Source organism: Devosia soli, assembly GCF_000970455.1.
GTDB lineage: Bacteria > Pseudomonadota > Alphaproteobacteria > Rhizobiales > Devosiaceae > Devosia > Devosia soli.
The window spans coordinates 47,923-61,368 of the sequence record NZ_LAJG01000048.1; the positions used below are offsets into that span (position 1 = coordinate 47,923).

Consider the following 13,446-nt stretch of genomic DNA (forward strand, 5'->3'; position numbering starts at 1 on the left):
AGACCGTTAACCTCTTGTACAAAACAGAGACCCCCGCTTTCGCGGGGGTGACACGGTTGTAGGAGAAAGTTGGGATTACCGGGACGTCGTTTCCAACGCCCGCTCGGCTCTCCCTTCGGCGCGATAGGCAAACCGTTCAAGCCCGCCGACGTCGGTGAACCTGGGCAGAGTGCCGAGATCGACCTTGTTCAGCACAACGCCCACGAGGTGATCGGCCAATTCCGGCTCGCGCTCCAGCACGCCGCGGACGAGACGCCGGGGGGTGCGGCCCCATTCGGTGACGAGCAGGCCGGCATCGGTGAAGGGCAGCAGCGTCAGCGCGTCAACCACGGGTCCCAGAGCCGGCAGGTCGACGATTACATAATCGAACTGGCCGCGCGCTTCGGCAAAGACCTTTTGCATGGCAATGCTCGAAAGATCGCCACCACCCGCCTGCGGCGCTGCCGCCGAAAGGGAAACGACACCACTGTCTGGATCGGTCTCGGTCGCGTCGCGCCAATCGCCTTGCTGCGAAGGCAGGAGGCGCTGCGGCAGGCCGGTCTTTTCCGGTCCGATATCGGCGTCGATCAAGAGCACGCGCGATCCCATCGCCGCCAGCATCTCGGCGAAGGAGACCGCGAAGGTCGATTTGCCCTCATTAGGCAGCACTGAAACAACGCCCAGCACCGCCGTACCGCGATCGGCGACCGGCTGCAGGACGAGACGGGTGGTTTTCAGGGCCTCGGCATAGGGCGCGCCCCAGCGCCGTCCCATGCGGGTCCCAAGGGCGCCGCGCACCAGAGTGCGAATGGTGCGCCGGCGGAGGTCAGGACTATCGTCGCGGCCGAGTTGAAGCTTTGGCAAATAGCCCAGAAACCGCAGGCCCAGCTGCTGTCGCACCTGCGCCCCGGTGCGGAAGCCACGCTCACGCAATTCATTGAGGAGGCCTAAAACCGCACCCATAAAGGAGCCCGCGATAATGGCTGCTGCGAGGATCACCGTGGTGCGTGGGCTCGCGGGCGCTTCGGGCAGCAGCGCATCGGTGACGATGCGCACCGACGGAATAGGGAAACTCTGGCGCTGCACGGCTTCCTCATAGCGCGTCAGGTAGGAGTTATAGAGCGCGCCAAGCGCATCGGACCGCTGTTGCAGCTCGTTAAGGCGCACCTGTTCCTGGCTGATGGCGCCGGCGCTCTGGCCTTCGGCATCGATATCGGCACGCAACCCCGCTTCCTGTTGCTGGGCGATGGCGAGCTGTGTGCGATATTGCCCGTCGAGATTTTGCAGGAGCGCGAAAATGCGGCTGTCGAGCGCAGCCTTCTCAGCGCGCAGATTGGCGAGTTGTGGATGATCGGCGCCAAAGCTGGCTTCGACTTCGGCGATCCGGCTCGTCAGTGTCGCAGCCTGGCTACGCAGAAGCGCGATTTCGGCCGGATCCGATTGGGCATTGCCGAGGAGCGCCACATAGTCCGATGCCGATGCCGGTCCCGCTTCAACCACCGCTGCCAATTGCGCCGATAGCGCACGCAGATGCGCCGTTTCCGCCTGCGCTTCGGCCAGCTGATTGGATAGCGTTTCGATGCGTTGCGCGGTCAGGTTGCGATCCTGGCCTACCGAAAGCCCGGTTTCTTCGCGATATTGCTGAATGGCGAGGATCGCCTGACGCTGGTTTTCGCCGATTTCGGCGAGCCGCTGCTGCAGCCAGTCGGCCGCGGCGCCCGTAGCCTCGAGCTCGGCATTGAGCTGATCCTGCAGCAGCGCTTCCGCATAGGCTTGCGCAATGCGCTGCGCCAGTTCGGGCGTTGCTGCCTCGTAACCAACCCGGATGATGGAAGAACGCCCCATGCGCTCGACCTGCACATTGGCGCGCAACATGCCGGCGACCTCGTCAAGGCTCGCTTCGAGCATGGAGGGACGCTGCGCGGGTCCCATGCCGATCAGGCTTTTGACGCGCTCGGAAAAGCTCGGCGGGGGATTGAGGAATTCCTGGTCGGTCATCAGGTTTTCGGCCTGTGCTACGGCCTTGGCGACGCGGCTCGAACGCAGCACTTCGATCTGGTTGAGCACCCTCGCCTCAAGATCGGTTGCGCTCGTTGCGACCGCCTCCCCGCTCGTCACCTGTTCGAGCTTGGTGTCGATCAGAAGTTGGCCGGCCGAGAGATAACTGCGTGGCGCGAGGGTCAAGTAGACCACGGCCAGCGCAACGGTAACGGCGATGCAGAGCCCGACGACCAGGGCCTGCCGGCGCATCAGGGAGAAAATGCGATCGAGATCGATCGTCTTGATGTCCGACGGCTGCGGCGAAAGAGATTCGGGGAAGCTGGATTTTTCGAGCATGGACTACTCCGCCTTTGGGGGCTCAGGAGGCGGCCGGCCGGCCATAATGCTCGGCCTGGCGCATGCCAATGATGCCGCCGGCGACGCCTATATGGAGCACGGCCCGCAGCCAGTTGCGGCGCCGCAGCACCGGTGAAAAGGCCGTGAGGCCGGTCATGAGACAGCAAAAAACGATCTTGGCGCCGACGACGGGCAAGGCGCGCAGCGCCGGGGCCGAAATCAGCATGCCGTGGGTCTGGCCGAAGCGCAGGCGGCGCTGGACGAGCCAGGCCATCGTGGCGCGCTCGGCCGGCACGGGCTCCTCCACCACCGCTTGGAGCGCGTAATCGATCGTGCCGCCGCGCCCGGTCAGGCGATAGAAAAAATGGGTGTCCTCCCCGCCCGTCTTGCCGAGCGCGAGATTGAACCGGAGGCCGCGGAACCGCTCTGTCCAGCGGATCAGCACATTGCAGGTATAGCCTGTGCGGATCGTGCCATCGACGAGGACCGGCAAAGTCGAATGAAAGTCCCCGCTCCGCATCCAGCCGGGGGCATCATCGCGATAGATGGCGCGCACCGGCCCGAGCACTGCCGCAGCGCCGGTCGCCTGTGCCCTATCGTAAAGCGCCAGGAGCCAGCCGGGCGTGACCACCTCGTCATCGTCAACAAAGGCCACGAAATCGGCTTCAGCCGCGTCAAGGCAGGCATTGCGGGCAATGCAGATGTTGGCCGCCGGTGCATGCACATAAAGCAGTGGCACAGGCATCTCAGCGGCTAGCCCATCAACCATTTCCCTGGCCGATGGCGTCTCGTCATTGTCGGCAATCACCACACGCACGTCATGGGCGCCCCGCTCAAGTGCCGCGATAGAGCGCAGCGTTTCGGCAAGGAATGGGCGGCGGAACGTGCAGATGCAGATATCAATACGTGCCATCTTGCCTCACACGGGTTCGCGGCGGAACGGGCGCGCCAGGACATGCAGCCAGAAGCCGGACGACCAGGCGAAATGCATAATCATCGCTGCCCAGCCAACGAGCGGCGCGAACCATAGCGGCACGCCGTATTCGGGATAGTGCTTCTTCGCTGCGGCCATGCCGAGCGCGATGCAGCCGACGCCCCAGGCGAGAAGCGGGATGAGGAAAATCCAGTGCCAAATCGAAAGCGCCGCCAGAAGCACCACGGGCAGAATGGCGAGCGGCGCCATTTGCCGCAGCCGGGGCCGCATGCGGTGTTTGAGGATATTGGCCGCCCTGCCCCCGCCATAGCCGAAATACTGGCGAAAGAGCCCCGACATGGTCGAGCGCGGATAATAGGTCATTCCGGTGCGGTCGGTGAGCCAGATGGTGTGCCCGGCCGCGCGCAGGCGGAAATCGAGTTCGGCATCCTCGTTGCAACGGAAGCTTTCGTCATATCCACCGACGGCACGGAAGGCGTCGACGCGCATCAGGGCATGGTGACCGTGTTCGACCTCGTGCCCGCCTTTACCCATGCGGTGCTCGGAGCCGCCCGTGCCGATGGGAGAATTTTGCGCCGTCGCCACCGCGCTCTGGAAAGCCGCCTGCCCCACCGTATTCATGGGCACGACGACGCTACCCGCCTGCCGCCGATCGGCTTCGGCGACGAGTTGCCGGCAATAGGCCTCGGGATAGGCACCATGGGCGTCGATGCGGATGAGATAATCCATGCCGTCGCCGAACTGGCGCACGGCCAGATTGATCGCTGCCGACTGGATGCGACGCGAATTGTGGATGAAGAAAATGCGCGTGGAGGCCTCGGCGCGCCCCTTGACGATGTCGGGCGTACCATCCGTGCTGCCACCATCGGCAACGACGATGCGCGCGTCGAGGACGTCGGCTTCGAGGAGTAGCCGATCGAGCAAATCCCCGATATGGCGGCTTTCGTTGAGCGTTGGAACGACAATGACAACACGCGCGCTCATGCGGCAATCTCCAGCTCTGGCTTTACCCCGGCAAGGCGCGCCAGTTGCCCAACGAGCGCCACGCATTCGGCTGCATCGCACCGGAACCTGCGCTTGTCCTGTGCTCCAACCTTAATTGCATGTTCACGCACAAGCTCAGGCGTCATCGAGGAAAAGAGCTCGAGGAGCGTTTTCTCGGCGATGTCGGGAATGACCACGCCGATGCCGAGCCGCTCTATGAAGGCGGCTGTCTCTGTGCCGGCAAGCGCAATCGGGATGGCGCCGTTGAGGCAACCTTCGTAGAGGCGGTTGGGCAGCAGCCAGCTTGAATTCTGGCCTTCTTCGAAAAAGTCGATGGCCCAGACGAAATGCACGTCCGAATAGATCGCGGCGAGATCGTCGGGGTAGCGATAGGTGCCGGCATAGGACAGATGCGACGCCGCGTTGGTCGTGCCATAAAAATCTTCGAACTCGACAAGGGCAGGTCGGCCGCGCAGGACGACCTCTACCTCCCCCGCCAAAGTCCGCGATACTGCATCGAGGGCTGCCAACGACTTGGCACATCGCAAGGCGCCGAACCAGCCCACCCTGATCGGGCTGTCACGACCCGAGAGCGCCGGATTGCGACCCACACCGTCATGGCCGGTGGCAAAGACCTTGTTTTCGACCAGCGTCGCCGGGGGCGCGCCCTGCTTGTCGAAATAGTGCGTCAGAAACGCAGGCGAACTGGTGAGCAGGAGGCTTGTCGGCTGCAAGAGGCGCTGTTCCACCGCCCGCATGGCGCGGCCGATACCGTCCTGGCGCAGCATCATCCGGTGGATATCGAGACATTCGTAGACGAGCGCCGGAGGTGTCGGCCAAAGTTGGGCAAGACCGTGGGCAATGGCGAGCATTTCAAGATTGCGGGCCACGATGACATCCGGCCGCGAAAAGTCCCGACCCCACTCGCGTACCCGATAGCGCGCCTTGAGCGTTGCCAGGAGCCGCTGCAGCATGCGCGAATCGTGAGTGATATCGAGCTCGACGACGCGATCGAGCGGCAGGTCGGCAGCTGGCGCGTCGGACCGGCGGAAACCGGCGATCTCAACCTCCGCGCCGCCGAGCGTGAGCATAGCGACGCGACGCGCCACAGCCGGGTCCGACAGGTTCGGTACGAGATAGAGAATTTTGATCAACGACGCATCTCCTCTGGGTGAGCGGAGTGGCGTCGAGTGGAAAATTTGCCGGCGATAGGGTCAATGGCATGGCTGAGGGTGCAGGACTGCGCTCAGCGCATGTCACAAAGCAACCTTAATCGAGGATCAGCCGGTAGCCGATCCCGGGCTCGGTCATGATATGGGTTGGCGCACCCGGATCGGCTTCAAGCTTCTGGCGCAATTGGCCCACCGCCACGCGCAGATATTGGGTGTCGTCCATATGTGCCGGCCCCCAGACGGCCACAAGTAATTCCTTGTGGGTCAACACCTTGCCATGCCCGCCGATGAGGCGCGAGAGCAGCGCATATTCCTTGGGTGGTAGCCGCACCTGTTCGCCGCCCCGGGTGACGTAACGCAACTCGAGATCGACCGAGACATCGCCGAAACTGACCTTGGTCGCGATCGGCTGCGTGCCCGCCCGCTGGCGCAAGGCGACGCGGATGCGGGCCAGGAGTTCGCCGATACCGAAAGGCTTTTCGACGTAGTCATTGGCGCCGCGCTCAAAGGCTTCTATCTTCTCGCCCTCCTTGTCGCGGGCCGAAAGAATGATGATCGGCCCCTCATAAAAGGCCCGCGCCTTGGCCAGAACATCCTTGCCGTCCATGTCGGGCAGGCCGAGATCGAGAATGACGACGTCCGGATTCCACTGCGCAATTTCGCGCAAGCCATTGGTGCCGTTGTCGGCACGCAGGTGATAGAATCCGGCCGCATCGAGCGCTGGTCCGAGGAAGCGATGGATTTGCGGCTCGTCGTCGATGACGAGCACCCGTGCATTGACCTGAGTCATTTTTCTTTCCAGACGTCTTCCGGCGATTTGTTGAGCCCGATCAGCATACGTGTGCCCTTGTCGCCGTGGATGGGGCTGGCTGCGACGATCGTGCCGCCCATCGCCTCGATGAAGCCCTTGGTGATCGATAGCCCGAGGCCAACGCCCTTGCCGCGATCGGTCGGTTCCTCGAGACGGCGGAACTTATCGAAGACCCGCTCGAGCTCATCGGTCGGAATACCCTTGCCTTCGTCTTCGATGCTGATGATGACCTTGGCCCGGTCCTCATAGGCAGCGATGCTGATTTCGGTATTATCCGGCGAATAGGCAATGGCATTTTCAAGGATATTGACGATCGCCTGTTCGAGCAGCCCCGGATCGACGATGACGCGCGGCAAGGCGGCAGGAAAATCATAAGCCACCGAATGTTCGCCGAGCCGCCGGCTCAGCCGCGCAGCCGCTGCACGCAGCACTTCTTCCACATCGCAAGATTGGAGCCGCAGCGTCACCCCGCCACCCTCGAGCCGCGTCATGTCGAGGAGGTTGCCGATATAGTGGTTGAGCCGCTCCGCCTCCTCGCGGATGGAGACGACGAGATCGTCCTTGACCGCCGGATCGAGCTTGTCGCCCAGTTCGATCAGCGTCGAAGAGGCGCCAAGCACGGTCGAAAGCGGCGTCCGGAGGTCATGGCTGACGGAATTGAGCAACGCCGAGCGGAAGCGATCGGAACGGCGCAAGGTCTCGCCCTCGACGGCTTGCAGAGCGAGTTCAGCCCGCTCGATGGCAATGGCGCCGCCATCGGCCAGTGCGGTGAGGAGCTTTTCTTCGTCGGACCCCGGCAGGGACGAATGCGCCTCGACCCCGATAACCCCGGTGCGATTGCGCACGCCGTCGAGCGGCCGAAACGTCCAGCTCGTCTGCGGCAGCGTGCCGGTGCCATGCCCCGCAGCATCGCCGCGCTCCCAGGCCCAGCGTGCCGCAGCCATGGCACCCTCGTTGAGCGCGGTTAGCTCGGGCGCGCCTGTCGCGGGCGCAATGTCGTCTCCCTTCGGCAGCAGCACGACGGAGCGCGCCCCTGTTGCCGCCGTCACCTGTTCGGCAAGGGCCTGCGCCGCATCCGCCTTGGTCGGCGCCCGCGAAAAGGCGCGCGTGGCGACAAGCAGCGATGACACATCTCCCGCCCGCCGCTGCGCCTCGTTGGCACGATCGCGCGAGCGCCCGGCGAGAAGGCCGGTCGCCAGCGCCACGGCAAGGAACACAAAGAGCGTCAGCAAGTCAGTCGGCGAGCCGATGGCAAAGCTGTAGCGCGGGCTGAGGAAGAGGAAATTGTAAAGGAGAAACGCGAAGCCGCCGGCAACGAGACCCGGTCCCAGACCATGGATGACCGCTGCCGCAAGGATGGCGGCGAGAAAGATCATGCCCAGATCCGCTCGCTCGAACCGAACGTCGAGAAGATAGGCTAGCCCCGCCGCCGCCACGACATAGACAAGCCCAATGAGGTGCTGTGTCCAGCCCTGCCGCAAGCTGCGCGCCATGCGCCAGCGTTGGCGCGGCTGGCTCTCACCAGGCTCGGTGACGACATGGATGGCAACGCCGCGCGCCGCGCGCAGCAGCTCGGCGGCAAGCGAGAGACCCAGGATTTCGCGGATCCGCCGATCCGGCCCCTTGCCGATGACGATCTGGGTGACGTTGTTTTTGCCGGCGTAGGCGAGCACCGCCTTGACCAGGTCGTCGCCGGTCAAAACCACCGTCGTCGCGCCCAATTGTTCGGCCAGTTTCAATGCGTCGGTCAGCCGCGAGGTGGTGCCTGCTTCGCCATCGTCGCGCCGGCCGCGCGCCACATGCGCAGCGATCCACGGTGCATCTCCCATTGTGTCGGAGAGGCGGCGCCCCTGCCGCACCAGGTTGCTTGCCATGGGATCGTCGGACACAAGAACAAGGATCCGATCCCCCGCCGCCCACGGGCCTTCGAGACCTTTGACCCGCATGGCGGCGTTGAGCTGATCGTCAACCGTCTGCGCTGCCCGGCGCAGCGCCAGTTCGCGAAGCGCAGTCAGGTTTTCGGGCTTGAAGAAATTGTCGATCGCGAGCCGAGCCGTTTCCGGCACATAGACCTTGCCCGCCGCCATGCGCTCGCGCAGTTCGGCCGGGGTGATGTCGACGACCTCGATATCATCGGCGCGCGACAGCGCACTATCGGGCACCGTCTCGCGCTGACGCACGCCGGTGATCTTGAGCACCACATCGACGAGGCTTTCGAGGTGCTGGACGTTGAGCGTCGTCCAAACGTCGATTCCCGCCGCGAGGATTTCCTCGACATCCTGCCAGCGCTTGGGGTGGCGCGAACCAGCAGCATTGGTATGGGCGTATTCGTCAACGATCAGCAGCTCGGGCCGGCGCTTGAGCGATCCATCGATATCGAATTCAAGGAGCGTTCGCCCCTTATAATCGATCGGCGCGCGCGGCAGCACTTCAAGCCCGCGAAGGAGGCTCTCGGTTTCCTTGCGCCCGTGAGTCTCGACGAGACCAACGACGACATCGAGGCCCTCCACCTTGCGGCGGCGAGCCTGTCGCAACATTTCATAGGTCTTGCCGACGCCCGGCGCCATGCCGAGGAAAACCTTCAGCCGGCCGCGATGGGCCTTCTGCGTTTCCGCCAGCAGGGCTTCCGGATCCGGGCGTCTCGGCTCTTCCACGAAAGCTCCTATCGGGTTGCTGCGGTTAGCGGGTGATCGCGATCAAGCGCCAGATTGGTCATCAACACATTGACGCGCGGTTGACCGATGAAGCCAAGCAGCCGCCCTTGGGTATGTGCCGCAATCGCTTCGCGCACAAGCGCCGGATCGATGCCGCGCGCGGTGGCGATCCGCTCGACCTGCAAGTCCGCAAACTCAGGCGAAATGTCCGGATCAAGACCCGAGCCCGAGGTCGTCACGGCATCCGCCGGAATAGCGGCGCCCGGGGGAGCATAGGCCCGAACGGCTGCGGCGTCTGCAGCGCCCCTTTCAGCCAAGGCCGGGTTGAGGGGGCCGAGATTGGAGCCGGAGGAGCCGGCGGCATTGTAGCCATCCCCAGCCGCGGAAGGCCTCGGCCAGAGATATTGCGGACTGGTCGTTGCTTGGCCAATGAGGCTCGAGCCGACAACCACGCCTTGATCGTTGCGGACAAATGAGCCCTCGGCCTGGGCGGGGAACATTGCCCCACCCGCCAGGGTCACCACGGCGGGATAGGCGCCGCCGAGGAGAAGCGTAAAGAGCAGCATGGAGACCACTGCCGGTCTGACTTGATTGAGCATTTTCATTTCCTCCTAGACAAGCCCGAAAGCCGTCAGGATAACGTCGATGATCTTGATGCCGATGAATGGGGCGACGAGACCGCCGAGCCCATAGATCAGCAGGTTGCGCGAGAGCAGCGCCCCTGCCCCGACAGCACGATATTTCACCCCCCGCAATGCCAGCGGGATCAGCGCGACGATGACGAGCGCGTTGAAGATCACGGCCGACAGGATGGCACTTTCCGGGCTCGTGAGCCCCATGATGTTGAGCGCCTGGAGTTGCGGCAGCACCGTCACGAACAAGGCCGGGATAATGGCAAAATACTTTGCCACGTCATTGGCGATTGAAAAGGTGGTCAGCGCCCCGCGGGTGATCAGCATCTGCTTGCCCACTTCGACGATCTCGATGACCTTGGTCGGGTCGCTGTCAAGATCGACCATATTGCCCGCTTCGCGTGCCGCCTGGGCGCCGGTCTGCATGGCAACGCCCACATCGGCCTGGGCCAAAGCCGGCGCGTCATTGGCGCCGTCACCGCACATGGCAACAAGCCGCCCCTTGCCCTGCTCCTCGCGGATCAGGCGCAGCTTGTCTTCGGGCGTGGCTTCGGCAAGGAAATCGTCGACGCCGGCTTCCGCCGCGATGGCGGCGGCGGTGACGGGATTATCGCCGGTGATCATCACCGTGCGCAGACCCATCTTCCGCAGATCGGCAAAGCGCGCGGCAACGCCGGGCTTGACGACGTCCTTGAGATGAATGACGCCGACAAGATTATTGCCTTCGACCACAGCCAGCGGCGTGCCCCCGGAGCGGGCGATCTTTTCAACCGACTGGCGGAACTGCGCCGGCATGTCGGCTTCGCTGCGCCCGATCAGCTTGAGCACGGCATCGACCGAACCCTTGCGCCAGGATTTACCTTCGGCATCGAGTCCAGAGAGCCGGGTTGTCGCCGAGAACGGAATGACCGTGCCGCCTGCGGGCGCCGTGACCGAGAGCCCCTTGGTCCGGCCAAGTTCTACAATGGAGCGGCCTTCCGGCGTTTCGTCGCCCAACGAGGCCATGACGGCAGCACGGAAGGCTACTTCCTCGCGGATGCCGGTCACCGGGATGACTTCGGTTGCCATGCGATTGCCGAAGGTGATGGTGCCGGTCTTGTCGAGCAGCAGCGTGTCGACGTCGCCGGCAGCTTCCACCGCGCGGCCTGAGGTGGCCAGCACATTGACCTTGAGGAGCCGGTCCATGCCGGCAATACCGACCGCAGACAGAAGTCCGCCGATAGTCGTTGGAATTAGACAGACGAAGAGCGCGCCGAGCACGACCGGATCGAGCTCAATGCCGGAATAGGCCGCAAAGCCCAGAAGCGTGACAACGGCGATAAGAAAGATCAGCGTCAGCCCGGCGAGCAGCACGGCAAGCGCGATCTCGTTGGGCGTCTTGCGGCGATCGGCGCCTTCGACCATGGCAATCATGCGATCAAGAAAGGTCGAACCCGGCTGGGCGGTGACGCGCACCTTGATCCAGTCCGACACCACCGTCGTGCCGCCGGTCACCGCCGAGCGGTCGCCACCCGATTCACGGATGACCGGTGCGCTTTCCCCTGTTATCGCCGCTTCGTTGACCGAGGCGACGCCCTCGATGATTTCGCCGTCGACGGGAATGATATCGCCCGCTTCGACGAGGATGATCTGACCGAGCCCGAGCTCATGGGCCGGCGTCGGCACGATGAGGCCCTGCTTTTCATCGACGATCAGCTTGGCCTTGGTGGTGGTGCGGGTGGCGCGCAGCGAATCCGCCGCCGCCTTGCCCCGGCCTTCGGCGATGCTTTCGGCAAAGTTGGCGAACAGCACCGTTGCCCAGAGCCAAACGGCGATCGCCGTTGGAAAGGCGCCGTCGCCGATACCGCCGGCATATCCGGCCACCGCGGAAATCGTCGCGAGAGCCGCGACGAGTTCGGTGGCGAGTATGACGGGATTGCCGAGGAGCTTACGCGGGTCGAGCTTGACGAATGCCTCGCCCACCGCCCGCCCGAGCATAGCGGGCGAAAAGCTGTCGGCCAGCCGCGTGGGCTTTGTGTCGTCAGGAGGAAGATCCATGACAGTCATGATGCGTACCTCAATTGGCGCCGAGCGCTTCGAGCACCTGGAAGTGCTCGACGATCGGGCCGAGGGCGAGCGCCGGGAAATATTGCAGCGCGCCCAGAATGATGATGATGCCGATGAGAAGACCGACGAACAGCGTACCCTGCGTCGGCAAGGTGCCGGCACTTGGAGCAAGCTTGGGCTTGGCCGCGAGGCTTCCGGCGATGGCAAGGACAGCGACGATGGGCACGAAGCGGCCGAGCAGCATCGCAAAGCCAAGCGTCGTGTTCCACCAGGGCACATTGGCCGAGATGCCGCCAAAGGCCGAGCCATTATTGGCCGTGGCCGAGGTATAGGCATAGAGCAGTTCGCTCAGCCCGTGCGCGCCGGGGTTGAAGAGGCTCGCGAGCGCGCCCGGCCAGGCAACCGTCAAGGCGGCAAAGCCGAGGGTCGAAAGCGGCACTATAAGAAGCGCCACCATGGCGAACTGGATCTCGCGCGCCTCGATCTTCTTGCCCAGATATTCCGGCGTCCGCCCGACCATCAGCCCAGCAACGAATACCGACAGCACGGCCATGACGACCATGATGGCAATGCCCGAGCCGATGCCGCCCGGCAGGATTTCGCCAAGCATCATCAGAAGCATGGCCATGCCACCGCCAAGCGGGGAGAAGCTGTCATGCATGCCGTTGACCGAACCATTGGATGCGCCGGTCGTCTGCGCGGCCCAGGCAGCGGTCGAAGCGATGCCGAAGCGGGTTTCCTTGCCTTCCATATAGACCGGATTTTCAACGCCCGCCGCAACGAGCGCCGGCGCTGGCTGGGATTCGGTGACATAGATCACCGATGCCCCTGCCGCGAGGATCAGAATGGCCGCCGTGGCCAGTGCGCGGATGTCCTTGCGCGCAATGGCCGTGCGGCCAAAGGCGAAAAACGCGGCCCAGCCGAGCGTGTTGATCGCCACAGCGGTGAGAAGATTGCTCAGCGGCGATGGATTTTCGAACGGATGTGCAGAGTTCACATTGAAGATGCCGCCACCATTGATGCCGAGCTGCTTGATGGCAAGCTGGCTCGCCGCCGGCGCCACCGAAATCGTCTGGTTGGCGCCATCGAGTGTCGTCGCTGTCACTGAAGCTGCAAAATTCTGTACGACTCCGGTGCCGATCAGCGCGACGCCGAAAACGATCGAAAGCGGCAGCAACACATAAAGCGTCGTGCGGACGAGATCAGCCCAGAAATTGCCAACGCCGCTGAGCTTGTTCCCAGCAAACGCCCGCGCCAAAGCCGCCGCGATCGCTGCACCGGTGGCTGCAGAAACGAAATTCTGCACCGTCAGCCCTGCCATCTGGGTAAAGTGACTCATGGTCGTCTCGCCACCATAGTTCTGCCAATTGGTATTGGTGACGAAGCTGACGGCGGTGTTGAACGCCAGGTCCGGCGTCACGCCGGCAAACCCCTGCGGGTTGAGCGGCAAGACGCCCTGTAGACGCAGCATGGCGTAAAGGAGCACGAAGCCGAAAAGGTTGAAGGCGATCAGCGACGCGCCATAACCGATCCAGCTCTGCGATTTATTGGGGTCGACGCCGGTGGCGGCATAGAACACGCGTTCGACCGGCCTCAGCACCGGATCGAGCCAGGTCTTTTCCCCGTTCCAGACGCGCGACATGAAAACACCCAAGGGCCAGCCCAAAGCGAGGGCGAGGCCGAGGGTCAGGGCGATTTCCGCCCATCCTTGCCAGTTCATTTGATTGTTTCCGCTAGAGCACTAGAGCTTGTCGGGCCGGAACAGGGCGACGACCATGTAGACGGCGATGGCGAGGGCACCGAGCCCCCAGAGCAGGGTCAGCATGGCTAGACGCGCCCCAAGAGCCGCATGAGGGCGTAGGTTAGGACAAAGAACCCGACCCCCGCCACGAGAAAA

Annotated in this window: 9 protein-coding genes; all 9 read right to left on the reverse strand. The window is 63.7% G+C overall.

Annotated features, from left to right (window positions below):
- Window positions 1-75 precede the first annotated feature (75 nt).
- Entirely contained in the window at window positions 76-2,316 is a 2,241-nt protein-coding gene (locus VW35_RS18760; RefSeq protein ID WP_046144633.1) for a Wzz/FepE/Etk N-terminal domain-containing protein, read from the reverse strand.
- 22 nt (window positions 2,317-2,338) lie between these two features.
- Window positions 2,339-3,229: a glycosyltransferase family 2 protein gene (locus tag VW35_RS18765; RefSeq protein WP_046144634.1), complete on the reverse strand. Its 891-nt coding sequence runs from the start codon at window positions 3,227-3,229 to the stop codon at window positions 2,339-2,341.
- 6 nt (window positions 3,230-3,235) lie between these two features.
- The gene (locus VW35_RS21705; protein WP_046144635.1) at window positions 3,236-4,234 is read right to left on the reverse strand and encodes a glycosyltransferase family 2 protein; all 999 of its coding nucleotides are present in this window, start codon (window positions 4,232-4,234) and stop codon (window positions 3,236-3,238) included.
- The gene (locus VW35_RS21710; protein WP_046144636.1) at window positions 4,231-5,388 is read right to left on the reverse strand and encodes a glycosyltransferase family protein; all 1,158 of its coding nucleotides are present in this window, start codon (window positions 5,386-5,388) and stop codon (window positions 4,231-4,233) included. Before VW35_RS21710 ends, VW35_RS21705 begins: the two co-directional genes overlap by 4 nt.
- A gap of 115 nt (window positions 5,389-5,503) precedes the next feature.
- The gene (locus tag VW35_RS18780; protein WP_046144637.1) at window positions 5,504-6,196 is read right to left on the reverse strand and encodes a response regulator; all 693 of its coding nucleotides are present in this window, start codon (window positions 6,194-6,196) and stop codon (window positions 5,504-5,506) included.
- On the reverse strand, window positions 6,193-8,871 hold the full coding sequence (locus VW35_RS18785) for a sensor histidine kinase (RefSeq protein WP_046144638.1): 2,679 nt from the start codon (window positions 8,869-8,871) through the stop codon (window positions 6,193-6,195). The genes VW35_RS18780 and VW35_RS18785 overlap by 4 nt, the downstream gene beginning before the upstream one ends.
- 8 nt (window positions 8,872-8,879) lie before the next feature.
- The gene (gene kdpC / locus VW35_RS18790) at window positions 8,880-9,470 is read right to left on the reverse strand and encodes a potassium-transporting ATPase subunit KdpC (protein WP_046144891.1); all 591 of its coding nucleotides are present in this window, start codon (window positions 9,468-9,470) and stop codon (window positions 8,880-8,882) included.
- A 12-nt stretch (window positions 9,471-9,482) separates the two neighbouring features.
- Complete coding sequence (kdpB, locus tag VW35_RS18795) at window positions 9,483-11,540, reverse strand: potassium-transporting ATPase subunit KdpB (protein WP_152662676.1); 2,058 nt, start codon at window positions 11,538-11,540, stop codon at window positions 9,483-9,485.
- A gap of 19 nt (window positions 11,541-11,559) precedes the next feature.
- On the reverse strand, window positions 11,560-13,269 hold the full coding sequence (gene kdpA, locus VW35_RS18800) for a potassium-transporting ATPase subunit KdpA (protein ID WP_046144640.1): 1,710 nt from the start codon (window positions 13,267-13,269) through the stop codon (window positions 11,560-11,562).
- Window positions 13,270-13,446 lie beyond the last annotated feature (177 nt).